Annotated in this window: 18 protein-coding genes; 3 read left to right on the forward strand and 15 right to left on the reverse strand. The window is 62.0% G+C overall.

What is annotated here, in order from left to right:
* Positions 1-22 precede the first annotated feature (22 nt).
* From AC06G8_RS14595 to AC06G8_RS14605, 3 genes are all read right to left on the reverse strand, one after another.
* Positions 23-466, reverse strand: a complete 444-nt coding sequence (locus tag AC06G8_RS14595) for a GatB/YqeY domain-containing protein (RefSeq protein ID WP_480283160.1) — start codon at positions 464-466, stop codon at positions 23-25.
* Positions 467-481: 15 nt separating this feature from the next.
* Complete coding sequence (gene rpsU / locus AC06G8_RS14600; RefSeq protein ID WP_005547957.1) at positions 482-655, reverse strand: 30S ribosomal protein S21; 174 nt, start codon at positions 653-655, stop codon at positions 482-484.
* An 85-nt stretch (positions 656-740) separates the two neighbouring features.
* The gene (locus AC06G8_RS14605; RefSeq protein WP_076354775.1) at positions 741-1,097 is read right to left on the reverse strand and encodes a histidine triad nucleotide-binding protein; all 357 of its coding nucleotides are present in this window, start codon (positions 1,095-1,097) and stop codon (positions 741-743) included.
* Between the two features lie 70 nt (positions 1,098-1,167).
* Between AC06G8_RS14605 and AC06G8_RS14610 the strand changes: the two genes are divergently transcribed.
* On the forward strand, positions 1,168-1,332 hold the full coding sequence (locus AC06G8_RS14610; RefSeq protein ID WP_480283161.1) for a hypothetical protein: 165 nt from the start codon (positions 1,168-1,170) through the stop codon (positions 1,330-1,332).
* Here the strand turns inward: AC06G8_RS14610 and AC06G8_RS14615 are convergent.
* The 7 genes from AC06G8_RS14615 to AC06G8_RS14645 form a co-directional block, all read right to left on the reverse strand.
* Complete coding sequence (locus AC06G8_RS14615; protein WP_480283162.1) at positions 1,329-1,811, reverse strand: hypothetical protein; 483 nt, start codon at positions 1,809-1,811, stop codon at positions 1,329-1,331. The genes AC06G8_RS14610 and AC06G8_RS14615 overlap by 4 nt on opposite strands.
* 192 nt (positions 1,812-2,003) lie before the next feature.
* On the reverse strand, positions 2,004-2,594 hold the full coding sequence (locus tag AC06G8_RS14620) for a hypothetical protein (RefSeq protein WP_480283163.1): 591 nt from the start codon (positions 2,592-2,594) through the stop codon (positions 2,004-2,006).
* 5 nt (positions 2,595-2,599) lie between these two features.
* Positions 2,600-6,748 (reverse strand): helicase-exonuclease AddAB subunit AddA, encoded by a 4,149-nt coding sequence (addA, locus tag AC06G8_RS14625; RefSeq protein WP_480283164.1) that lies wholly within the window; start codon positions 6,746-6,748, stop codon positions 2,600-2,602.
* A 2-nt stretch (positions 6,749-6,750) separates the two neighbouring features.
* Positions 6,751-10,371, reverse strand: coding sequence for a helicase-exonuclease AddAB subunit AddB (addB, locus tag AC06G8_RS14630; protein WP_480283165.1), 3,621 nt, complete (start codon positions 10,369-10,371; stop codon positions 6,751-6,753).
* Positions 10,372-10,431: 60 nt separating this feature from the next.
* Complete coding sequence (locus AC06G8_RS14635; protein WP_480283166.1) at positions 10,432-13,524, reverse strand: AAA family ATPase; 3,093 nt, start codon at positions 13,522-13,524, stop codon at positions 10,432-10,434.
* On the reverse strand, positions 13,521-14,693 hold the full coding sequence (locus tag AC06G8_RS14640) for an exonuclease SbcCD subunit D (RefSeq protein WP_480283167.1): 1,173 nt from the start codon (positions 14,691-14,693) through the stop codon (positions 13,521-13,523). Before AC06G8_RS14640 ends, AC06G8_RS14635 begins: the two co-directional genes overlap by 4 nt.
* Positions 14,694-15,228: 535 nt before the next feature.
* The gene (locus tag AC06G8_RS14645; protein WP_480283168.1) at positions 15,229-16,650 is read right to left on the reverse strand and encodes a class I SAM-dependent rRNA methyltransferase; all 1,422 of its coding nucleotides are present in this window, start codon (positions 16,648-16,650) and stop codon (positions 15,229-15,231) included.
* A 371-nt stretch (positions 16,651-17,021) separates the two neighbouring features.
* On the opposite strand from AC06G8_RS14645, the gene AC06G8_RS14650 reads away from it, so the two are divergent.
* Positions 17,022-18,008, forward strand: coding sequence for a Na/Pi cotransporter family protein (locus tag AC06G8_RS14650; protein ID WP_480283169.1), 987 nt, complete (start codon positions 17,022-17,024; stop codon positions 18,006-18,008).
* Positions 18,009-18,053: 45 nt separating this feature from the next.
* Here the strand turns inward: AC06G8_RS14650 and AC06G8_RS14655 are convergent, their stop codons facing one another.
* The 5 genes from AC06G8_RS14655 to prmA all read right to left on the reverse strand — a co-directional run bounded on the left by AC06G8_RS14655 (position 18,054) and on the right by prmA (position 22,585).
* Positions 18,054-18,497 carry an NUDIX hydrolase gene (locus AC06G8_RS14655; protein WP_447661475.1) on the reverse strand — a complete coding sequence of 148 codons (444 nt, stop codon included), beginning with the start codon at positions 18,495-18,497 and terminating at the stop codon, positions 18,054-18,056.
* Between the two features lie 63 nt (positions 18,498-18,560).
* Complete coding sequence (gene mtaB, locus AC06G8_RS14660) at positions 18,561-19,916, reverse strand: tRNA (N(6)-L-threonylcarbamoyladenosine(37)-C(2))-methylthiotransferase MtaB (protein ID WP_480283170.1); 1,356 nt, start codon at positions 19,914-19,916, stop codon at positions 18,561-18,563.
* Between the two features lie 5 nt (positions 19,917-19,921).
* Entirely contained in the window at positions 19,922-20,707 is a 786-nt protein-coding gene (locus AC06G8_RS14665; RefSeq protein ID WP_447661476.1) for an RsmE family RNA methyltransferase, read from the reverse strand.
* 135 nt (positions 20,708-20,842) lie between these two features.
* On the reverse strand, positions 20,843-21,523 hold the full coding sequence (locus tag AC06G8_RS14670) for a site-2 protease family protein (protein WP_480283171.1): 681 nt from the start codon (positions 21,521-21,523) through the stop codon (positions 20,843-20,845).
* Between the two features lie 3 nt (positions 21,524-21,526).
* Entirely contained in the window at positions 21,527-22,585 is a 1,059-nt protein-coding gene (gene prmA, locus AC06G8_RS14675) for a 50S ribosomal protein L11 methyltransferase (protein WP_480283172.1), read from the reverse strand.
* A 204-nt stretch (positions 22,586-22,789) separates the two neighbouring features.
* Here prmA and AC06G8_RS14680 point away from each other — a divergent pair, with 204 nt between their 5' ends.
* Positions 22,790-23,923, forward strand: a complete 1,134-nt coding sequence (locus tag AC06G8_RS14680; RefSeq protein ID WP_480283173.1) for a cytochrome P450 — start codon at positions 22,790-22,792, stop codon at positions 23,921-23,923.
* The last annotated feature ends 47 nt before the right edge of the window (positions 23,924-23,970 follow it).

Below are 23,970 nucleotides of genomic sequence, written 5' to 3' on the forward strand. Positions count from 1 at the left end.
GGGAGTGTCTGAGTGGTCCGAGTTAGGGCAGAAATTGCAGTACCGTATGGTTTACTAGCTTACCGTCAGCGCGTCCCTTGACCTTAGGCATCAGGGCGCTCATGACTTTACCCATCTCGGCCTTGGAAGAAGCACCGGTTTCCTGGATGGTCTGCTCTACTATTGCTTTGATTTCTTCTTCGGTCAGCTGCGTGGGAAGGTAAACACTAATAATATCAATTTCTGCTGCGACATCTTTTGCAAGATCTTCGCGGCCCGCTTTTTGAAATTCTTGGAGGGAATCTTTACGCTGTTTGATTTCACGACTCACAATATCAAGAACCTCTTCGTCTTCAAGCGGACGCTTGAGGTCGATCTCCAGGTTCTTCACTGCGGCGCGCACCATTCGAATCGTAGTGAGTCTGAACTTGTCCTGATTCTTCATGGCTTGCTTCATATCGTCGTTCAATCGTTCGCTCAGGTTCATATCGGAAGGATCCTCCTAAAACTTTCTCTTACGCGCAGCCTCGGATTTTTTCTTGCGCTTAACGCTCGGCTTCTCGTAATGCTTGCGCTTCTTGACCTCTGCAAGGACACCGTCCTTAGCAATGGAACGCTTGAAGCGGCGGAGTGCAGCATCGATGGTCTCATTTTTGCGAACTTTCGTTTCAGACACTTGTTATCCCTCCCTCCGAAACAGACGGTCCAGAGCATGAACACGGCTTATCAATCTTCATTATAATTCAAAGAGAAAGCCGGTGTCAACTCGAGTGTCCTTCCACCAAAGCGCCTAATTTGCGGCCGCCAAGCAGATGGAAATGCAGATGGTAAGCCGTCTGCCCTCCGTCGGCGTTGCAGTTGTTGATCAGACGGTAGCCCGACTCGTCGATGCCCTCTTCCTTGGCAAGCGACGCGGCTGTCTGGAACAATTCGGCGATGAGCCCTCCGTCCTCGGGGAGCACGTCGTTCATCGTCGGTATATGGCGTTTGGGGATGACCAGAATATGTACGGGCGCCGCAGGCATGATATCGCGGAAAGCAAGAACATTGGCGCTTTCATAGACTTTGGTGGAGGGAATGGTTCCTTCAACGATCTTGCAGAATATACAATCGCTCACAGCTCCCGACAGCTCCTTCGTCTCCAGACCTTGATCCCCCTATTGTAGCGCAAAAGAGGCTTGCCGTCTAATGAAGTTGAGAAGCTTTTTCGGAAACGGCATGCGGCCTTCTTCTTCTGTATTCCATGCCGCTCTCATCATGCATGCCAAGGCTCGTCCTTCCATGCCGGAGAAGAAGCGCGAAGCCGGCTTGGGGCGGCTTCGCGGGAGTTTCGAACGTGATGCCGGAGACTAGAGGAAGGGCAGCAGCGTAATGCTGGCAAGCACAGCCATCGGGAATACGGCGCGCGCGAAGCGGCGGCGCGGGTAGTATGGATATGGATACAGCGGCGGATAAGGTCCGAAGCCCGGTCCGAAGCCCGGCCCGAAGCCCGGTCCGAATGCGCGCGGATGCGCTTCGCCCATGTCGCATGGGATGGCAAGACAGACATACTCGTCGTCATAATGCTCGATGAAGCCGTCGCAGCACCAGCCGTCTTTCGTGTGGGCAAGAACGTACCGGTATTTGTGGTTGTCGCAGAAATGCTTCATCTCCGGCTTTTCCATGACCAGCACGTTGATCGTCGTGTTCATGACCGGCGGAGCCATCGGCATCGGCGCTGGAATCGACGGCTCCGGCATGACAGGCATCGTGGAAGGCTTGGCGACCGGTGCCGTAGAAGTTTTATGATGCGCGGCAGGCAGCGTCGTCGCAACAGGATTGACAGGTTCCAAAGAAGACCAACTCCTCATAGGTTCTGCTTTATCCTATGCAGCCCACGGGCAGATGGTTATTTGTCCCGATAAATGAAGAGAATCGCCGGAAAAAACGGCGGCCGCCGACATGCCGCGCGCCTGGCGCGAGGGGCATAAAGCAGAAAAAGCAGCCTACGGGCCGCCTTTTCGCGAAGAAGCCGAGCTTAGTCATCAGCTTTTCAAGTATGCTTCCATAACCATCAGCATTTGCAGGCAGATGTCAGGCCAACCTTTCTCGGCTTGAATCGTCAGCGCGCGTTCCTTGCTGTCGATCGAAAAGTCGACGCCGCTGAGCAGCTGAGCCAGCTCCTTGGCCGTCTGCGCAAGACGAGCTATATCCTCCTTGGTGCCGGAGACGGCAACCTTTCCGGCCTTATCCACGAACGCAATGGCCGACTGCTTGTAATCCGCCGGCCACTTGGCAGCGTCCGCGCTGAATTCCTTGCCTTTGTCCATCAATGTCAGGAACGAACCGGACTGGCCCAGGAAAAAGGCTCCCGCATCATAGATGGCCTGGTCTTTGTCCGCCCCGCTTTTTTCTTCCAACGCAGGCAGCAGAGCCGCGAGATTCGACAAAGCCCGGCTCGTCCCGCCCATGCTTTGCAGGATCGTCTTTCCTTGGTCCACGCGATCCTGCTGCTTGTCTTGAAGATGCAGGGAGAACAAGAACACGTTGCCGATGAGGCTGGCCGTGAGCAGCACGAGCAGCACGGCGAGCGCATAGGAGCGCTTGGCCGTTTCCGGTGGTGATGATGCTTCCAACAAGATCATTCCTTTTCGTCAGGAGTCAGCTGAACGGCCTCGCGGCTGTTCAGGAAATAAATGTGAAGCTCATCGACAGGCCTGCCGAGCGCCGCTTCGATCGCGGAGGCGTACAGCTCCAGCTGGAACCGGTGCTTCTCAGCCGCTTCCGATGCGCCGCCGACTAGACGGTCCGTTTTGTAATCGACGAGGATGAGCCTCTCCCCTTCCTCGAACAGGCAATCGACGACGCCTTGGATCAGCACGGGCTCGTCGGCTTCCGAGGCGCCCGTGCCGGGATAGACCCGCTCTGCGGGAAGCGTGCTGCTGAACGGCACTTCGCGCCGGACTTTGGAGGAGCGGAGCAGCCTCTGGCCGAGGCTTCCCTCGAAGAAAGCGACGACCGAAGCTGTATCGGCGGCAGACGCCTGCTCCTCGGTCAGGATCCGCTTCCGGACAAGCCCGGCTACCGTATCCTCTGCCGCTGCTTGATCGATGCTGCCGGCCAGCGGCAAATGCTGCATGACCGTATGAAGCACAGTTCCCTTCTCGGCTGCCGTCAGTTTTTTGCGTTCCATGAACTGAGGCCTGCGGAGACGGAAGGAGGAACCCTCTGTCCGCTGCTGCGCGCTGCGGCTGCCGTCATTGAAGCCGGGCGCCTCCGGCACAGCCGGAAGTCCGCCGCCATTCTTATCGACGAAAGGACCTTCTTCGTAAGAAGCGGAGTCTTCCGTCCGGTATGCTTCTCCCCGCATGCGCTTCATTTCCGTAACGGAGGTTTTGGCCGCTATGCGCGATGCCTCTCCGTAAGGGTATTCCCACGAAAGCCGCCGCTCCACTTCGGCTTCCCAGCCGCCGGCCCCGATCGGAATCATGCCGAGGACCGCCTGCAGCTCGTCCGGGTCCGGTCCGACTGGACCGGCATCGGCGGCTGCGGCCGCCTCGGAGCCGAGGGTGTAATAAGGCACGACTCCGGCTTCCCATTCCTCGAAACCGCTCCGGCCTGGACGCGGCTTGCCGGCAGGAGCGGCAGCTTCGGCGACTGCATCCGAACCAGCGGCCGCTTGGTCTGCAACCGCTGATTCCACAGCCGACTCCAAGCCGCCGGCCTGCGGCCCGACAGCCGTCGATCCGCAGGCTGCTCCCCCAGAAGATGGCGGGGATTCGCCGTCCGAGCGGACTTGAAGTTCCCGCTCTGTTCCCTCCGGCTCCGTTTGTTCCGCCTCGGGAGTTCGTTCCGCCTCGGAAGGCTGCATGGCGGCGATATCCATCATGCCTGCTCCGGCCAAAGGTCCGAGCCAGTCCAGAAAACGGCGCGCGGAGGCGATCCGATAATCCGACAGCCGGCCGGACTCGTCCAGCGCCGACGCCCAGCGTTCGGTTGTCCTCGCAGCGTCGTCCGTCGTGCCGACGAGGATCATCTTCTCCTTCGGACGGGTGAGCGCCACGTACAGGACACGCAGCTCCTCCGCCTGCATCTCCATTCTCATCCGGCGACGGATCGCCAGGCATGGAAGAGTCGGATAGGAGAGCCTCAGGTCCGGATCGATGAACTTGGGACCGAAGCCTAGCTCCTTATGCATGAGGAACGGCGCGCTCATATCCTGCTGGTTGAATTTCTTGCCCAATCCAGCGACGAATACGACCGGAAACTCCAGCCCCTTGCTTTTATGGATAGACATGATCCGCACCACGTCCTCGCCCTCTCCGAGAGCGCCGGCCGTGCCGAGATCCCCGCCGTTCTCCCGCATCCGGTCCATGAAGCGGAGGAAGCGGAACAGCCCGCGAGCTGTGCCGGCCTCGAACTGGCGCGCCCGGTCATGCAGCGACCTCAAATTCGCTTGACGCTGCATGCCCCCGGCAAGGCCGCCCGCCCAATCATAATAACCGGTCTCGCCGTAGATGCGCCAGATGAGGTCGGCCAGGCTGCCCTGGCGGGCAGCGTCCCGCCATTCGTCCAGCTTGCCGAGGAAGAGCGACAGCTTGCGCCGCAGCCCCTCTTCCGTGAGCAGGTCGTCGGCCGCCTTGACAACCGCCTCGTAGAAATAGCCTTTTCCGCCGCCAATTCGGATCCCGGCAAGCTCCTCGGCGTTCAAGCCGAACATCGGGGAACGGAGAAGGCCAGCGAGCGGAATATCCTGATAAGGATTGTCCACGACCCGAAGCGCCGAGAGCATGACCTCAACCTCGACGGCGTCGAAGTATCCGCTGCCAAGCTCGGCGTAAGCCGGAATTCCGGCAGCCTGCAGCTCCTCCATCAGGATCGGAGCCCAGGATCTCGTCGCTCTCAGCAAGATGACGATGTCCCTCCAGGCAAGTCCCCGCTTGCCCTTGCGGTCATGAACGGCGAAGCCTTCTTCCCGCAGCTGCCGGATGCGTCCGGCGATATAGCGGGCTTCCAGCTGGGCGGTCTGCAGATCGGCGGCTTCTTCCCGCTGCTCCGCTTCCGGCGATCCTTCCGCCTGCTCGGCCGGGGCTTCGCGGACGCTGCGACCGCCGGTGCCTTCCCGGTCGATCAGAGCGAATTCGATCCGGTTGGCGCGCGGAGGATCCGGGTCGGGATACGAAGCCCCCAGCACCAGCTCGGCGGCTTCATCGTATTCCATCTCCGCCACGGATTCCCTCATCAGAGCTTTGAAAACCGCATTCACCCCGTCCACGACCTGCAGCCGGCTGCGGAAATTCCGGGCCAGATCGATCCGGCGTCCGGAAGCTCCCGCATCGATGCCTGCTGCTTCGCCGACTGCTTCCCTTCGCTGCGCAGACTGGAACAGACGGTATTTCTCCAGGAACAGATCCGGCTCGGCCAGGCGGAACCGGTAAATGCTCTGCTTGACGTCCCCGACCATGAAGCGGGTGCCGCCTTCTCCGGCGACTCCGGTCAGCAGCTCGACAATGGATTCCTGGACCCGGTTCGTATCCTGATATTCGTCCAGCAGCACCTCGCGGAATTGCTTGCGGTAATCGAGCGCTGCGGCGGAAGGCAGATTGCTGCCCGGCCTGGAATCGTCCGCCCGCAGAATCTGCAGGCAGTAATGCTCAAGATCCCCGAAGTCGAGAAGCCCCTTCTTCCGCTTGGCCTGCTGATAGCGCCCGTCGAACTCGATGACGAGCTCCGCCAGGGCGCGCATGAGCGGCGCCAGCTGCTCCAGCTCCGCCGCGTACTGCTTGGCCGAGCGGCTGAACAGCTCCTTGCCGAGCTCGTCCACGAGCGAGCGCGCTTCGTCCCGAAGATCCTTGACGCGCTCTTGAAGGCTCTTGTCGGCATCGCCGCCTCGCACGGACTTCAGCCTTCCGAAGCCCCCCGCCAGCTGCCAGGCGTCCCGCCACTCGTCCCAAGGACGGGCGGCAACCGCTTCCGACAGACCGGCGACCAGACTCAGATCCTCCCGGAGCGTGTCGGCATAAACGGAAGGTCCGTCCGGCAAGAGCGCCATCCGGAGCGCTTCCTGAAGCGCGAGCCTGGCGCCGCCAAGCGCGAGCGCAATATCCGCCTCCAGCGCCGCGACCCAAGGGCTGCCCTGCAGCTCTTCCGGTCCGCCGGCTGCAAAAGCGGCCGCCATCGCACGAAGCCAATCATCCGGCCAAGGCTGCGAGCGCGAGAAATCGTAGAGCTGCTGGACAAGCCGGTACAAGGGCTCGTCGCCTTTCTCGCCGCCGTAGCGGTCCGCCAGGCGGAGGAAATCCCCGTCGCCGCCGGCGTCTCCGGCATAGCGCTCCTCGAACAGCTCGTCCAGTACTTCCAGCCGCAGCAGCTCGGCCTCGGTCTCGTTGGCGACCCGGAATCCGGGATCGAGGCCGATAAGAGGATAATAGCGGCGGATGACATCAAGGCAGAAGGAGTGCAGAGTCGTGATCGAAGCTCTGCCGAGCAGCGCCAGCTGCCGCCGCAGATGCTCCGAGGCCGGGTCGCGCTCAAGGGCAGCCTCCAGAGCCGTCCGGATCCGCTCCTTCATCTCCGCCGCTGCCGCCTTCGTGAAGGTGGCGACGAGCAGCCGGTCCACGTCGGTATCCTCCGATATGATGCGGATGATCCGCTCCACGAGCACGGCCGTCTTGCCGGAGCCGGCCGCGGCCGCGACGAGCACATCCTCGCCGCGCGCCGTAATGGCCCGCCACTGGTCATCTGTCCAGGTCGATCCTTCCGGTTTGGGAATCAAGCCTTCCATCGCCATCTTCAACTCCTCCTTCCTTCTCCATCTTCATCCCGATCCGCCGTTCCTTTCAAAGGGATCATATCCCCGGATGCGGGATCCATATCCCGAGATGCCGGATTCATATCCGCAGCGCAAGCCGGCTCTGCCTGGGCTTCCGCCAGCTCCTCCAGAGACCGCCACACCTCTTCCTTGCCCGGAGTACCGAGCTTCAGATACTCGTTGGACTCGTTGAGCGGATCGAACTGGCATACAGGCCGGTACGAGCAGAATTGGCAAGGCGTCTTGGAACCGAGGCGATAAGGGCGGATGGCGATCTCGCCGTCCTTGACCGACTGTCCGATCGTCGCGATCGTGCGCCGAACCGAAGAGCGCAGCAGCTCCCACTGCCTTCCCGACGCCAGCGCCGAATCGCTGAGGAAGGTCCCGTCTTTCTTGAAGCCGGCAGGAAGCAGGTCGGAGCGTCCTTCCATCGCCCCGTCCATCATGCGCACCGTGTCCGCGTCGTCGAGCAGCAGACCGCGCATCTTGAAGCGCTTGAGCAGCATCGCCGCCGCTTCGTCCGGCTCGAGCCCAGACGGAACGCTGAGTACGGGATTATGAACGTGGAAATAAAGAACGCCTGCAGGCTGGGCAGTGGACCCCAGCCATTTCTCGGCATGCGTGAGCAGCACATCCAAATAGGTAAGCATCTGCAGCGAAAGGCCGTGCGAAACTTCCTCGAGGCGAAGCTGAGTCGCGCTGGACTTGTAGTCCAGCACGCGCAGCAGCAAGCCTTTTTCGGATTTGGCGGCGTCAACCCGGTCGATCCTGCCGATGATCCGGATGCTGCCGCCGTCCGGCAGCTCGATATCGAGAGGCGGCAGCGTGCCGTCCGGACCGAAGTCCACTTCCAGCCCGACAGGCTGGAACTCCGCCCTGCGCGCATGCTCTCCCAGCACGACGGCAGCTCGGCTGACGATGTCCTTCAGCTTGCCCGCGATGTACCGGTAGCGTCCGCTGCTGAGCAGAATCTCCGATTGCAGGCGGGGCGACAGCTCCTCGACGACCCGGCCGGATATCGCCTTGATCTCCTCGCTCCCCGCTCTGCCCCAGCCTTCGCCCAGCTCCGTGGCGACTCGGCTGAGCGCCGCATGGAACAGCTGGCCCATATCGGGCGCCTGAAGCTTGTACAGCTTGCGCTCCTTGAGCCCGAGGCCGTGGATGGCGAAATGCTGGAACGGGCAGGAGACGAACCGCTCCATCCGAGTTACGCTCGCCGTCAGCCGGCTTCCATACAGCCTGTCCGCGGTCCGCTTGGTCAGCGCCGCCTCCTGATTGGCGTATTGCAAGGAATCCAGCATCGCCTGCAGCCGGGACTGCCACTGCGGCCGGACAGCGAACCAATTGTACGCATCCCGCCACAAGCCGGGCAGCTCTCCGCCTTCCATCCAGGAACGGATTCTCGGCATCAGGTAGGAGAGCGTGCGCTGCGGCAGCTCCATATATTCGAGCAGCTCCCGCTCTCCCTCGTCCTTCTCCGGATAGGCCGACACAGGACGGGATTCCAGCCAAGGATACAGCTTTCTTAAATGCCGGACATATTCGGAAGGATAGAGGCCTTTGCCTTCCTCGTCGGCGAGCGGCCAGCTGACCCAAAGCCCTTCCGAAGGAGACAGGAACGCCCTGTAGATCAAATATCGTTCATCGAGCAGCTTCCTTCTCATGCCGGGAGCCATCTCGAGCCCCAGGTCGCCGAGCGATTCCCGCTCCCTTTCGGTCAGCACGCCGTCTTCCTGCATGCGCATCGGCAGCACGCCGTCGCTGGCGCCGAGCACGAAGCTGAAGCGGACATCTCCCGTCCGCGTCCGGTCCATCGTGCCGACGACGACCTGGTCAAGGGAAGGCGGCACGGCGGACAGCTTGAGGCTCTCCAGCCCCGTCTCGACCATGCCGGCGAACAAGTCCGCCGGCACTTCCTCTTCTCCAGCCATCTCCACGAGCTGGTCCAGCAAGCTCATGACGCCGTCCCACAGCTGACGGTGGATGCGGGCGTGGCCCGGCCTTCCTTGGGCCAGATCGCTCTCGCTGCGCCGCTCCAGCCTGGATGCGGCTCCAGAACGGTCCAGGAAATCGAACAGGGCCTCGCACATGCCCCGGATCGTCCCGGCCTTGGCGATGGCCCTCTCGAGCCTCGCCAGCGGAGAGACAAGCTCCTTGCGCGCCTTCAACAGATCCTCGAACTCCGCCAGCCTGCGGGCATCCGCCTCCGCCGGCTCGTCTTCCACTCCGCCGCGCAGGAGCGGTTTCCAGCTCTTGGGGCTTTTCCACTGCCGTCCCTCGATGCCTGCGGCAAGAACGTAGTTTTCCAGCCGGTCGTAGCGCTCGCGGTCCATCCTGCCGTCCTCGGGAAACAGCATCTCCGTCTTGACGCAGCGGAAGACCGCTTCATGCTTCCAGCCGTATAGGACCGTCTCCAGAGCGGAGCGAATGAATTCGGACAATGGATGATGCAGGACGTCCTTGCTCTGGTCCATGAAGAATGGAATGCCGTAATCCGTAAATACGTTATGGATGGCATCGTTGTATTCCGCGCTTTGCCGCACGATGACTGCCATTTCCCGCCAGCGCGCGCCCTTCTCCCGCGTCAGCCGGAGCATCTGCCTGGCGGCCGCTTCGACTTCCGCCCTGCGGTTCGCGGCGGCCGTCAGGAGGACGCCTTCCGCCGGCTCGGCCGAGGCCGGATTCGGCATCGGGCTCCACCTGCCGAAGTTCTTCTCCAGATGAGCCAGCATGCCTCCCCGCGCATATCGCGGCGGCGCATCGGCAGGCAATGCGACTGCCGGATCGACCGGAACCGACAGCTCCTCGCTCAAGGCGCGAAGCCGGATATACGTATCCGCAGCCGGATGGAAGAGATCGAGCTCATGCGGTCGGACGCCGTCGTCATAGGGCTTGTCCAGGCAAAGAGTCACCGTCACCTGCTCCGCATGCTTCAGCATGGATCCGAGAGCAGACAGCTCATTCGGCGTGAACCCGTTGAAACCGTCCACCCAGATGCGCGCTCCCCGCAGAGAGACGCAGTCTCCGAATCCTTCCGCGAGATGGACCAAGTGATCCTCGTCGTCCATGTACAGGCCGGCAAGCTCCCCGTCCAAGGCGCCGTAAATCAGGGACAAATCATGCAGCTTGCGCGAGAGCAGCGATGCAGGTCCGCTTCCCGGCTCATCCCCCAGCCTCGCCTTGATGTCGGCCGGACCGATTCCGTACCGCTTCCACTCCGTCAGCAGCTCGCCGAGCTTGCCGATGAAGCCTTGCTGGTCCGCACCGCCCCGGAACAGCAGCAGGTCGGAGGACAATCGATGGACGATTTTGTGGAGCAGCATGTTCTTGCCGTTCTCTCCGACAGGGATGATCGCCGCTCCTCCCGTCTCCTGCATGACGCGAAGCGCCAGCCTGCGGAAGCTGAGCACCTGGGCTCGCAGGCTCGAAGTAATCGAACCGCTGCCGAGCAGAGCATACTCCGTCTGGAATGTCGCTTGCTCCGGCGTCAGCAGGATAAGCGGCGGACCGCCGGGATCCTCGGCAAGCAGCGCCCGGATCTCGTCCAGGCAGGCCGATGTTTTGCCGGTACCCGCTCTTCCTGTGATCATGCGAAGCCCCATGGGCCTAACCTCCTTGTATGGCTGTAATCGCGCCGGCAGCTATTGCCGCTGTAGTCTTAGCTATTTGAGCACCAGCCTCGTCCGGCTGTGCCCTTCCTTCGTCTTGCTTACTTCCAGCACGGCCGGGAATGCGTCCTTGAGCTCCTGGACGTGGGAGATGACGCCTATCATCCTGCCCGCCCGCTGCAGGTCCGCCAGAGCTGCGATCGCCCTTCCGAGCGATTCCTCGTCCAGCGAGCCGAAGCCTTCGTCGATGAACATCATCTCGATGGAGACCCCTCCCTGATGAGCCTGGATGACATCCGTCATGCCGAGAGCGAGCGCCAGGGAAGCGTTGAACTTCTCGCCGCCCGAGAGGGATTTCACATCCCGGTTCTGGCCTGTGTAGCTGTCGTAGACGTCGAGGCCGAGGCCGCTCTGGCGCCCTCTCGCCTCAAGCCGGCCGCTGCGCTCCAGCATGAACTGTCCGCTCGACAGCACCCGCAGCCGCTCGTTGGCGGCATACAGGATCTGCTCCAGAAACTCGATGAGGATATACCGCTCGAAGGACATCTTCAGCGCATTGTCGCCTTTGAGCATCTCGTGCAGATCGGCCACTTCCTCCAGCGCCCGCTCCGAATCCTCGAATCGGAGCGAAGCCTCGCCGACCGCCGCCTTGAGAGAGGAGACGTTCTCCGCGAGCTGCCTGCAGCGGCGCCAGCGGTTGTCGGCCTCCTCGCGGACCGCCTTGAGACGATCCGCTTCGGCGGCCAGCTCCGCCGCATCGCCGCGGACGCATCCGTCGAGCTCCTTGCGCAGCTCGGCGGCGAGCCGCCGCTGCGCGGCAAGCTCCGACCGGTACGCTTCCAGCACACGGACTCCCTGTTTGCGGATCTCCTCGTCCAGCCTTGCCTCCACGTACTCGGCTCCGGAAGCGAAGCCCGCCGCTTCCAGCTCGAGGCGCAGTCTCTCCGCGGCGTCTTTGCCGGCTGCGGCAGCTTCTTCTGCCTGCACGGCCAGCTGCTCCATACGGGCGCGCGCCTCGGCAAGCCGGGACGAGCCTCCCGCCAGCCGCTCGCGCGCCGCCTTCAGCAAGCTGTCCATCCTTGCGCAGCGCGCCTCCAGCTCGGCCGCCATCTTCTCGAGCGCCGCCGCGTCGCGCAGCGGCTCCGGCACGGCTTCGAGCTCCGCGTCCAGGCGGGAGCTCCGGGCGGCTATGTCCAGCGCCAGCGGCTGCAGCGTCAGCAGCAGCTTTTCCCTAGCTGTTTGCAGCTCTTCCAGTCGGCGGTCGAGGGCAGCGAGCGCTTCACGAAGCTCTTGCCGCTGCGTCTGCAGCGATGCCAGCCTCTCGCATTCCGCCTTGAGGGCAAGCCCCTCGGCCAGAGCCTCCTTCAGCTGCAGGTCGAGCCGGTCATGGCCGATTCCGAACGCATCCGCCTGATGCCAAGCTTCTTGGCCGCGGCCTCGGGCTGCTGCCGCTTGCGCGGCTGCGGCGCTGAGCTCCCTCTCCACATGGAGCAGCCGCTCCTTGGCTTCCTGCAGCTGTTCGCGGCTCACGCCGCCGTCTGCGGCGGAAGCGGGCGCGGGATGCTCCGCGCTGCCGCATACCGGGCACGGCCGCCCGTCATGCAGATGCGCCGCAAGCCTGCCCGCCTGCCCTTCGATCCAGCGCTGCTCTATTTCCTCCGCATCGAGCCGCAAGCGCTTCGCGGCCGATTCCTGGTCCGCCTGCTGTCGCTCCAGCTCGGCTGCGAGCCGCTCGGTATCGGCCATCAGCTTCAGCAGCTTGTATTTTTCCTGCATGAAAGAGCGCCGCTCCTGCATCTGAGGCAGACGCTCCGTCTCAAGCTCCAGCGCGCTCATCCGGTCGGCCTGCGCGCGGCGCCGGATGCGCTCCTGCTCCAGCTCGAAGGCAAGCCTCTCCGCCTCGCGTCCAAGCCTTGCCTCCTCCGCGCGCTGCTTCGCCAGCTCCGCCTGCCGCTCGCCGAGCGTGCGCACCGCCGGCAGAAGCTCGCGCAGCTTCTGCAGCTCCATCGCCGCCTTGCGCCGCTCAGGCTCGCGCGCCTCTGCGGCCTCGGCTGCCTCCGCCGCGGCCCTATGCTCCGCTTCCGCGGCTGCGGCTGCAGCGGCTGCGTCGGCGCGCCTCCGCTCCACGGCCTCCGCCTCGGCAGCCGCACGCCGCGACTGCTCCTCGTACGGCGCCAGCCGAGCCGCTCTCTCCGCCCGCTCCAGCTTCGCCTCGAGCTCCGCCATCTCTCCGCCGCGGCCTTCCAGCTTCGCCGCCGTCGCCTCGGCCGCCTCCAGCTCGTCAAGCCTCGCATTCAGGCGGGACGCCTCCGCGAGCTTCGTCCGCTGCGCTTCATAAGCGGCTTCCGCCTCCAGCCGGTCACGCTCCAGTCCCGCTGCCAGGCTGCCGAAATAAACGGCTTCCTCCTCGAGCCCTTCCATCAGGCGCGAAGGAGCCGCATGCTCTTGCGCAAGCAGCTCTTCCAGCCGGCTTCCTGCCCGGACAGGGAGACTCGCCCGCACCTGCTCGCTCATATACAGCAGCCGCTGCCGGTTGTCCTTGGCCGCTTCCCGCAGCTCGCGGCTGCGCCTCGCGAAGCTTTCCTCCAGGCTGCGGTAAAGCCCTGTCTGGAACAGGCGGCGCAAGATTTCTTCCTTGTTCTCGGTATCGGAGGTCAGCAGCTTGCGGAACTCCCCTTGCGGCAGCATGACGATCTGGATGAACTGGTCGCGGCTGAGGCCGACGATCTCCTCCAGCTTGGCGTCGACCTCCTTGATATGGAAACGGTCCGTCAAAGGCGCCTCGCCCTCGGCGGTAAGCTCGTACAGCTCCGCCTTGCCGCCCGTCTCGCTCTTGTTGCCGGCCTTGCGATGAGGCATCTGCCGGAATACCCGGTACTTCCGGCCTCTTGCGGCAAACACGAGCTCCACCGACGTCGGCGTATCGTCTCCCGCGAAATGGCTCCGCAGCATCCGCGCCTCCGCCCGGTCCTCGCCGCTGGCGGTGCCGTAGAGCGCATAACAGACCGCGTCGAACACGGTCGTCTTGCCCGCTCCGGTCTGTCCGGAGATGACGAACAAACCCCGCTCGTGCAGCGGCTCGAAATCAATCGCCTCCCCGTTCCGGTAAGGCCCGAAAGCCGTCAATACCAGTCTGATCGGCCTCATCGACCCGCCCCCTCTTCTTGAAGCACTTCAGCATAGACCCGTCCGAACAGCTCTCTTTTTTCCTTGCTGAGCTCGGAGCCTTTCACTTCGCGATAAAATGCATCGAACAAATCGACGGGATCGCGGTCGCGGCGGGCTTTGGCCCCTTCAGGTCCAGCCCCCGGCTCCGGCGGCAGCATGCCTGCGGCCGGCCTCCTCTCGACATGGAGAGCGTTAGGGTATACCGAGCGGACCTTCTCCATCGGGAAAAGCACCGGATTCTCGTCCAGCAGCGTGACGAACACATAATCCTCGCTGGGCTCGTGTCCGTGCTCGATCTCGCGGATCGGAGCCGCGACTCGGCGCATGTCCCTGCGGGCAAGCAGCGGCCGGAAGCTGGCTGAAGCCTGTCCCGCTCCATCGAGCTCGACGAGGAAAAAGCCTTTGCGGTGATGCTCCTCGGAAACCGAGTATTTGAGCGGCGAACCCGCGTAGCGGACATTCTCCCTTTCCACCCAGTGGGCCTGATGCAAATGCCCCAGCGCCGTATAATGAAAAGGACGGAAATATTCCGCCTTCACATGCTCCGCTCCCCCGATCGAGAGCGGGCGCTCGGATTCGCTCGTGTTGACCTCCGGCACGCCGCCGGGAGTGACGAACGCATGGCCGACCATTACGTGGCGAGCCGAAGGGTCCATTCCGGCCGCGATGCGGTCCGCGATCGCCTTCATGGCGTCGTCGTGGGTGCGGATGTCTTCGTTCCCGTAGGCATGGCGCACCATCGCGGGATCAGCGTATGGAACCAGATGGAAATGGACCTCGCCATGCTCGTCGGACAGGACGACGGGCATGCTGTCCGCCTTCAGCGCCCCGGCCAGATGCAAGCCCCGGCGAGACATCATGCGGGTGCCGAAGCTGATCCGGTCCGGACTGTCATGATTGCCGGAGATGGCGAGCACGGGCGTGTCCAGTTCGATGACGATGCGGTAAAGCGTCTCGTCGAGCAGCTCCACCGCCTCGGTAGGCGGCACGGCGCGGTCGTACAGATCGCCGGCGATGACGACGGCATCCGGCCGCTCCTCTTCCACCGCGCGCACAAGCTGCTCGAGAACATGCCGTTGGTCCTCCGTCATATAGACCCCTTGCACGAGCTTGCCGAGATGCCAGTCTGCCGTATGTAGGAATTTCACCGCTTACCGCTTCCTTTCTATGTCGCGAACGTCGGGCGATCCGGCCGTGCCCGCGCCTTCGGATTCTATGACTCTATCAATGAACATATGTTCTTATACAGTAGCATTAGCCATCCTCGATGACAACCCCTGCGGAAGCTGCAAATGTACCCATCCAGTCCGATCCTGGCATCTCGACGTCACGAGTCGTGCTTCATGTGTCCGAAGCTGAGCCGAACGATCATGCGAAACGGTCCAATGGCGCCTTTCCACCGCAGGACAGACTCCGCAAAAAAGGTCGATACCCTGACGCTCCATTCATTAGGCAGCCGCTCCAAGCAGCTTCCTTCTTATTTTTTTGCAGCTCCAATTGCCGCATCCGCTCGTCAACGCTCTCCGGTCGATTCGACCACACGATCCATTGCGCAAAAAAAAGCGGCACCAGCGGCGCCGCCTCCCTGCAAAATTCAAACCTCGTTGATCGCATGCCCTGAAAGCAAGCTTTGGATCTCGATGAGCAAGACCTTCAAATTGCATACCTCGATGATCCCAAGAGCTACAAGCTATGGACCTCGAAGATCGCAAACTTCAAGTAATGCCCTTCCGCTACGCCGAGCAGCTGCGGATGGTCCTTGCCGGCCGCGCGCCATTCCACCAGCTTGAGAGACTTGCCCGCATCCGCCGCCGCTTCGAGAATCGTCTCCAGGAACAGCTCCGGCTTCATATGGTAGGAGCAGCTGGCCGTGACGAGGTACCCGCCCTCGTTGACGAGCTTCATGCCGTGCAGGTTGATGTCCTTGTAGCCGCGGCAAGCGCCTTCGACCGCGCCCTTCGTCTTGGCAAACGCCGGAGGATCGAGCACGACCACATCCCAGGTGCGGCCTTCCCCGCCCAGCTTCTTGGACGTGTCCACGGTCTTCGCACCGGATGCTCGCGCCGTCCGTTCCTCCAGCCCCTTCACCTGCTGGCGCAAATACTGGAAGGCGTCGTCGACGACGAATTCAACCCGGTCGGAGAAATGATTCCGTTCCACGTTGCGCTTGGCCGTATCGATCGCATGCTCGGAGACGTCCAGGCAGGTGACTTTTTTCGCCCCGTATTTGCAGGCATGCAGCGTGAAGCTGCCGGTATGGGCAAAACATTCCAGCACGGTCGCCCCGTCCCAGAGCGGGTAGGTGACGACTTTGCCGCTTTTGTTGACCGGAACGAGCACAGACCCTGATTCGGAAACAGAAGCATCGGACTCCGGAGCCACGAGGCGCCAATCCTCCGGCAGCTCGTCCGCTTGGCGCGGCTCGAGAGTGATGCCGCTGCGCTTGCCCCAGCCTTTCATGAGAGGCTCGATGGCAGCCCGGTTCTCCCGCTGATCGTAGAAATAGCCCGTCTTCTGGCCCTGGGCGATATCGACTTCCATGGCAAGGCCGTTCTCCGTGATCTCCACGATGGAAGGGCAATCGCCGTAAAGGACGCCCGTCCGCTCCTCCAAGCCTTCGAGGCGCCTCACGCCGACGTCGCTCCGCTCATAGATGCCTCGCGGACTGAATACTTCGACGAGCGCGGCGACGATGGCGTCGCGCTTCAGATCCAGCCCGAGCGTCAGGATCTGGACGACGAGAACGTCCGCGAACCGGTCCACGACCAGGCCGGGCACATAATCGGCCTCTCCATAGACGAGACGGCAGTCCGCATCCGCAACGAAGCGCTCCCGGTACTCCTTGGCGCGGCTGAACTTCTCCGCAAAGAAAGCCTGGTCCAGCTCCTGCTCCGGCTGGCGGGATACGATTCTCACGCGGATCTGCGACTGGGGATTCCAATATCCCGAGGCGATATACCTGCCGTTCGAAGCATGCACGTCCACCATCGCTCCCGGCTCCGCCTCGCCCTCCATCCGCTCGACTTCTCCGGCGTAGATCCAGGGATGCCCCTGCTCCAGCCTTCTCGTTTTTTTCTTGACCAATATAGCCTTGGCTCTGCTCACGCTATCATCCTTCCATTGTTCAAGCTGACCATCCCGGATCGGCCGCTTGTCATTCTTGTCCCCTGCGGATCATAGATTGAGATAGGAAAATCATTCATCCGATCGCTGTTGTCCCCAGATTTCTCTGATTTCTGCCGCTTTTAGCGGTTGAAATCCGGGGACAAAGGCGACCACATCCGTTTCTACAGAACGATTTCGCGCCTTACACTACTTTTTCAGTGGCCTCCAGGCATGCACGCTGCTTCTCCGGATTCATTCCATCTAGTCCGCCAGCTTTTTCATTTCTAGAATTCATCGACTATCTGCCCGGCCAACGGCAGCCGCTGGTCCAGGAGCTTCCCGGAATCGCCGTACAAAAGGAGACCTTCTTTATGCTCACTGCCATCGTGCTTCCGGCCGCATTCGGCTTCGCCGTCTTCATGCTCGGCATGAAGCTGATGGAAGCGGCGCTCCACCGCGCAGCCGGACGCTGGCTCAACGCTGCGATCGAGCGCTTCACACGCACGCCTCTGCACGGCCTCCTGACCGGCGCCGCGGCGAGCGCGGTGCTGCAGAGCAGCACGGCCGTCACCGTCATCGCCATCGGCATGGTCAACGCCGGCGTCATGGCCTTTCCCCGTACGATCGGGATCGTGCTGGGCACCAATATCGGCACCTGCCTGACGACCGAGCTGATCGGCCTCGATCTGGACCGGCTCGCCGGACCGCTGCTGCTGCTCTCCCTCGCCGGATGGCTGCTGACCGCCCTGCTCGGCGAAATGAACTCCTCGGCCGGGCTTCGCAGGCAGCGCTGGCTTCGCCCGCTGCGCAGCGCTTCGCTCGTCCTGGGCGGATTCGCCCTCATTCTCTCCGGCATCGCCGTCATGAAATCGATCGGCGACGCCGTCCAGAACAGCCTGTTCTTCCACTGGTTCATGGACCGGTCAGGAGACAGCCTTCTCTGGGGACTGCTGGCAGGGGCAGCCTTGACCGCGGCCGTCCATAGCAGCGCCGCCGTCATCGGGATGGCGATGAGCCTCGCCGCTTCGGGCGTGCTTCCCATGGAGCTGGGCGTCGCCATCGTGCTCGGCGCCAACGTCGGCACCTGCCTCACCGCCGTGCTCGCCTCCATCGGCGGCACCACGGCAGGGGCCAAGGTGGCCTGGTTCCACGTCGCGCTCAATGCCGGCGGAGCTCTGCTCTTCCTGCCCTTCACGGGCTGGCTCGCCGCCGCCTCCGCCTGGTTCGGCGGCGGCCCCGCTTCGCAGCTCGCCCATGCGCAGACGCTGTTCAACGTCCTCTGCTCGCTGATCGTGCTGCCGCTCTGCTACATCCCGCGGCTCCGCATTCCGAACAAGAGCCCCGCCCCTAGAAATTAGGGACGGGGCTTCTTGCCTCTGCCTGTCTTGCCGCTTGAAAGCTGTCTAGCGATCCGCTTCTTCGGTGCTTAGACCGAGCAGACGGAGCGCGCCCGCGACGATCCGGTCGTTGTTGTCGTAGCCGGATTGGCGCTGCTTGCGCCATGCCTCCTCGGGCTCGAACCAGTCGACGCCGCGTATTTCCTCCACCTGGGCATGAAGAGTACCGCCCGTCGCTTCCACGAGGTAATAGTGGACTTCCTTGTCCACGACACCTTTCGTTTCGTGGCGGTACTGGTATTTGATCTGGGCGATCGGCTCGATGATGCGGCCTTCCATCCCCGTTTCTTCGACGATTTCGCGCAGGGCGGTTTGCTCCACCGTTTCTCCGGGCTCCATTTTCCCTTTGGGAAGGGAAACTTTGCCGTAACGGTCCTGGATCAGTTGAATTTGCAGCCCATTTTCCGGCGTCCGTCTGTACACGACCCCGCCTGCTGAAATTTCCTTCATGCGCTCCTTATCCTCCCGATAATGATTTCCGTTTTCCACGATGAGTCCGCCGCCGGAGCCTTGTCAGGCTCCGGCTTTTTCCGTCAGGCTCGGCGCTTCTTCCTGGACGCTGACAAGCACTCCGCGGCTCTCGTTGACTCCGGCTTCCATGATCTGCACGCGGCAAAGCTTGCCGACAAGCGCCTCGGAACCTTCGAATACGACCTGGATGTAGTTGTCCGAGTATCCCATGATCAGTCCCGCTCCCGCCGAGCCTTTGTGCTCGCGCTCCGGAATGACTTCCAGAACTTGGCCGACGTACTTCTCCGCGTAAGCCAGCTGGAGAGATTCCGACAGGTCGATCAGCTTATGTACGCGCTCGTTTTTGATTTCCTCGTCGACCTGGTCCTCCATGCGCGCGGCAGGAGTGCCGGTCCGTTTGGAATAAGGGAACACATGCATTTCGGAGAATCCAAGCTCCTTCATATAGCGGTAGCCGGCTTCGAACTGCTCTTCGCTCTCGCCCGGGAACCCGACGATGACGTCCGTCGTGATCGCCACGCCCGGCATCGCTTCATGCAGGCGCTTGATCGTCGCCGCGAACTCCTCGGTCGTGTATTTGCGGCGCATGCGCTTCAGCACGATGTCGTCTCCGGCCTGCAGAGGAACATGGAGATGACGGCACATCTTGGAGGATTTGTTGAGCACCTCGATCATGTCCTCGTCGATCTGGCTGGCCTCGATCGAGCTGATGCGGATGCGCTCGAGACCGTCCACCTTGTCGAGATCCCATAGCAGGTCGGACAGCTTGTAGCTGTCCAGATCGTCGCCGTAGCCTCCGGTATGGATGCCGGTCAGGACGATCTCCTTGAAGCCGGACGCGACCAGGCTGCGGGCCTGCTCCACGACGCTCTTGGGATCGCGGCTGCGGGACAGCCCGCGCGACCAAGGGATGATGCAGAAGGTGCAGAAGTTGTTGCATCCTTCCTGGATTTTCAGGAACGCGCGGGTGCGGTCCGCGAAGTCGGGCACGTCCAGCTCCTCGAACTCGCGCGTCTTCATGATGTTGCGCACGGCGTTGACCGGCGTGCGCTCGTCCTGCACCTGGCGGATATAATCCATCAGCTTGTCGCGGTCCTGCGTTCCGATGACAAGATCCACGCCCGGAATATCCAGGATCTCGGCCGGGGATGTCTGCGCGTAGCAGCCGGTGACGGCAATGACCGCCTCGGGATTGCGGCGGATGGCGCGGCGGATGATCTGCCGGCTTTTCTTGTCCCCCGTGTTCGTCACATGGCAAGTATTGATGAGATATACGTCGGCCGTCGTCGTATCGAAGTCGACCTGCTCATACCCTTCATTCTTGAACAGCTGCCAGATGGCTTCGGTATCGTAAAAGTTGACTTTGCAGCCCAAGGTGTAGAGTGCAACCGATGGCATCTTCTTCATCTTCCTCCCATTTCGCCGGATTCGTACATCAGGCAGGCCAAGCCTGCCAGAGGTGCCGTCTCCGCTCTTAAAATTCTGCGTCCGAGGCCTGCCGCCATCGCGCCGGCCGCTGCCGCCGCCTCCGCTTCGCGCGGGGAGAAGCCGCCTTCGGGCCCGACGACCAGCAGAAGCCGATGCGCCTTGTCCGCCGTCAGCCGGCCCGCCTCGCGGGCTTGCCTGATGCGGTCCGCAAGTCCGGTCAGCTCGCCCGGCTCATGTCCTTCCGCTTCATAGCAGAACAGCACGAGGTCATAGTCGGAAAAAGCCGCCAGCAGCTCTTTCCAGGCATGGACCTCATGGACGACCGGCAGCCGGCTGCGATGAGCTTGCTCCGCCGCTTCCTTGGCGATCTTGCCCCAGCGCTCCAGCCGCTTCGCTTCCTTGCGGGCGTCGTACTGGACGACCATACGCTCGCACTGGAACGGCAGAAACCCGGCCGCGCCGATCTCCGTCCCCTTCTGGATGACAAGCTCCATCTTGTCGCCCTTCGGAAGGCCTTGGGCGACCGTGACCTGCCAGAGCGGCTCGCGGTCCATCGGAAGCCTTTCGGCGATGTCGCCTCTGACTATAGACGGATCGACATCCGTCAGGACGATGCGGGCTTCACGCTCCGCGCCGTCGCTGGCGATGATCTCGTCTCCCGGTTTCATCCGCATGACTCTCGCGATATGATGGGCGTCCTCGCCGCTTAGGGTGACGCCGTTGTCGCCGAACTGCTCCGGCGTTATAAAGTAACGCTGCATAGTAGGCCAAACTCCTGTTTTTAAAAGTCATCCTCCATCATACACGTTTTGAGTCGGGAAATCTATTCGGCCGCAGAGATCCCAGCCGCTCGGCGGCATAAAAAAAGTCCGCGCCTTGGAAGCGCGGACTTGAATTTATCCAAAGAACAAGGGCGTGAAGAGGCGAAGGAAAAACAAGTGCAGATCGCCGACCAGAGCCAGATAGGGACGGATGGTCGCATTGCTCAGCGCCGGAATGAACACGAGCAGCAGGAAAACCAGGACTCCCCACTGCGAATACTGGTCCAGCAGAATCCGGGTGCGGCGAGGCAGCAGCTCGTACAGAATCCGGTAGCCGTCCAGCGGAGGCAGCGGAATCAGGTTGAACAGGAACAGCATGCCGTTCAGATAGATGAAATACTTGAAGAAAACGTTCAGGGCATCGATGTAGCGCAGAGGCGTGTCATTCAGAATGCCCGAGAAGTTGAGAGCCGTCACGATGAAGACTCCGATCGCCATCAGCAGAAGGTTGCTGAGCGGTCCGACCAGGGAGACGACGATGCTCATCAGCCGCGGCCGCTTGAAGCGGGAACTCATGACCGGCACCGGCTTGGCCCAGCCGAAGCCCGCGATCAGGATCAGGAACATGCCGAAAAAATCGATATGGGAAGCCGGATTGAGCGTAACCCGGCCCTGCTTGTAGGCGGTGTCGTCTCCGAATTTGTACGCCGAGTAGGCATGGGCGAACTCGTGGAGAGTGAAGGCGATGATCAGGACAAGCAGGACAAAGGGAAGCTCGGCGACAGGATAAGCGAGAAGGCTGTCCAACCCCTCCATGGCTTACCGCTCCCCTTCAGGCTTGGCGGCCACGAAGGCGATCCATTTGTCCTCGCGGATGCGGTCGACGATCTCGAAGCCGGATGCCAGAAGCCCGGCTTCGACAGCCTGCTCCTTGTTCTCGTATATGCCTGACGCGATATAGATGCCGCCCGGCTTCAGCGCCTCGTAGACATCATCGATGAACAGAAGGATGATCTCCGCGAGAATGTTGGCGACGACCAGATCGCAAGGCACCTCGACGCGCAGCGGGCCGGCCTGTTCCATCGCTTCGGCCAGCTGCTCCCTAGCCTCGTCCTCGGCCGCGTTGGCGGTGCCGTTCCAGCCGGCGCCCTCTCCCGCGCTGCGGCTGATGACGCCGAGCAGGTCGCTCTGCAGCACCTGGATGACGTCGTCCATGCCGTTCAGACGGGCATTTTCCTTGGCGCTGGAGACAGCGACCGGATCGAGATCGACAGCCAGCACGCTGGATGCGCCCAGCAGGACAGCTCCGATGGCCAGAATGCCGGAGCCGGTGCCGACGTCGATGACTTCGTCTCCCTCGCGGATCGCCGATTCAAGCGCGCGCAGGCATAGGGAGGTCGTCGGATGGGTGCCGGTGCCGAACGCCATTCCGGGATCAAGCTCGATGATGCGCTCGTTCTCGGAACCCTCGTACGGCTCCCAGGTCGGCTTGATCGTCAGCCTTTCGGTGACCCGGATCGGCTTGAAATACTGCTTCCAGGCCGTCGCCCAGTCATCCTCGTCCACCGTGACGACCGTGATATCATATGTACCGGGATTGATGTCGTAGTCCTTCAGCTCCTCGATGCGGGGACGGATGGCGGCCACATGGGCGTCCATGTCCTCGTCTTCGCTGAAGTAGCCCTTGATGACGGCGTCTCCCTCGGGAATATCGTTGAGCGGCAGCTCGTACCATTGGCCGAACGACTCGTCGCGCCGCCTGTTCAGAGAGCCGGATTCTTCGATGGAAACTCCGCCTGCGCCCTGTTCATGCAAAAAGTTGGAAATCATCTCCACCGCTTCCTCGGTGGTCGATATCGTGAGTTCATGATATTTCATCTTCGCATAAGCCCCCTAACTTGCTATCCCGTCTATTCTACAACAGAAGCGATAGGCGGCACAAAACTTCCGACCCGGGAAAGACTGGACTTTCCGCCTGCTTGGATAAGGATTAAAATGGAAATCGAAGCCGACTGCCAGAAGACTGAATCCAGCCTTGCAGCACCGGACAGACAATCATGCATCCCCAACGAGGTGAATACAGTGGAATGGAACGAACCGCAGTTGATCCCTTTGGACCGGTTCAGAGAGCTGAGACGCCGGTCTCCCGTGGAGCGTTTCGAAGGAGAGGGCTATACCGGCTGGAGGCTTTTCGGTTACGACGAGGTCAAGACCGCCTTTACGGATTATGAGCGCTTCTCCTCCCAAGGGGAGCAAAACCCGGACGACCCGATCGATTCCAGCATTCTCAGGCAGGATCCGCCGAAGCATCGCCAGCTTCGGATGCTCGTGTCCAAAGCCTTCACGCCGCGTGTCATCGAATCGATGGAGCCCGCCATCCGCAAGCTCGCGGGAGAATTGTTCGACAAGGCGGCGGCCAAAGCCAGCTTCGATGTCCTGGAAGATCTGGCAAGCCCGCTGCCCATCTCCGTCATCGCCCGCATGCTGGGCATCCCCGAGGACGACCTGAGCCGCTTCAAGCAATGGTCGGAGGATCTCGTCGGAACGAACCAGGAGCGCTACGTCCAATGCCAGCGCGAGATGAGCCTTTACTTCTCGGCTGTCGCCGCCGAGCGCAGGCTGGAGCCGAGGGACGATCTCATCAGCAATCTCGTCAATGCCAAGGTAGACGGAGAGCAGCTGAGCGAGATCGAGCTGATCGGCTTCTGCATCCTGCTGCTCGTCGCCGGCAACGAGACGACGACCAACCTGATCACCTCGATCTTCCTGTGCCTCGACAGCCTGCCCGAAGTGCGCGAGGAGCTGCTCGCCGACCGCTCGCTCATTCCTTCCGCCATCGAAGAGGTGTTCCGGTACTTCTCGCCGGTGCAGATGATGTTCCGGACGGTGAAGCGGGATACCGAGCTCGGGGGCATGGCCATGAAAGCCGGCGATCCCGTTTTTCTCTACATTGCCTCGGCCAATCATGACGAGAAGACATTTCCGGAGCCGGAGCGCTTCGACATCCGCCGCTCTCCCAATGCCCATGTGGGGCTTGGCAGCGGCATCCACTACTGCCTTGGAGCCCAGCTCGCCCGGCTGGAATCCCGCATCGTCCTGGAAACCTTGCTGGAACGCTATCCCCGGTTCAGCCGCGACAGCTCCGTGACGCTGGAGCGGATCGAGAGCAACCTGATGTTCGGGCTGAGACGGCTTCCGGTCTTTTTAAACGGTTAGCCTCATCTTAAAAGGGACACGAAGGTGAGGTCATCATTGCTCGCAGA

The sequence above is a fragment of the Paenibacillus sp. SJS-P3 genome, assembly GCF_056711585.1.

Bases quoted from the DNA above. Each gene is read 5' to 3' on its own strand.
- AC06G8_RS14595 (WP_480283160.1), bottom strand. From the start codon at position 466: ATGAACCTGAGCGAACGATTGAACGACGATATGAAGCAAGCCATGAAG.
- AC06G8_RS14610 (WP_480283161.1), top strand. From the start codon at position 1,168: ATGAAGTTGAGAAGCTTTTTCGGAAACGGCATGCGGCCTTCTTCTTCT.
- addA (WP_480283164.1), bottom strand. From the start codon at position 6,748: ATGGCGATGGAAGGCTTGATTCCCAAACCGGAAGGATCGACCTGGACA.
- addB (WP_480283165.1), bottom strand. From the start codon at position 10,371: ATGGGGCTTCGCATGATCACAGGAAGAGCGGGTACCGGCAAAACATCG.
- AC06G8_RS14635 (WP_480283166.1), bottom strand. From the start codon at position 13,524: ATGAGGCCGATCAGACTGGTATTGACGGCTTTCGGGCCTTACCGGAAC.
- AC06G8_RS14650 (WP_480283169.1), top strand. From the start codon at position 17,022: ATGCTCACTGCCATCGTGCTTCCGGCCGCATTCGGCTTCGCCGTCTTC.
- AC06G8_RS14655 (WP_447661475.1), bottom strand. From the start codon at position 18,497: ATGAAGGAAATTTCAGCAGGCGGGGTCGTGTACAGACGGACGCCGGAA.
- mtaB (WP_480283170.1), bottom strand. From the start codon at position 19,916: ATGCCATCGGTTGCACTCTACACCTTGGGCTGCAAAGTCAACTTTTAC.
- AC06G8_RS14665 (WP_447661476.1), bottom strand. From the start codon at position 20,707: ATGCAGCGTTACTTTATAACGCCGGAGCAGTTCGGCGACAACGGCGTC.
- AC06G8_RS14670 (WP_480283171.1), bottom strand. From the start codon at position 21,523: ATGGAGGGGTTGGACAGCCTTCTCGCTTATCCTGTCGCCGAGCTTCCC.
- prmA (WP_480283172.1), bottom strand. From the start codon at position 22,585: ATGAAATATCATGAACTCACGATATCGACCACCGAGGAAGCGGTGGAG.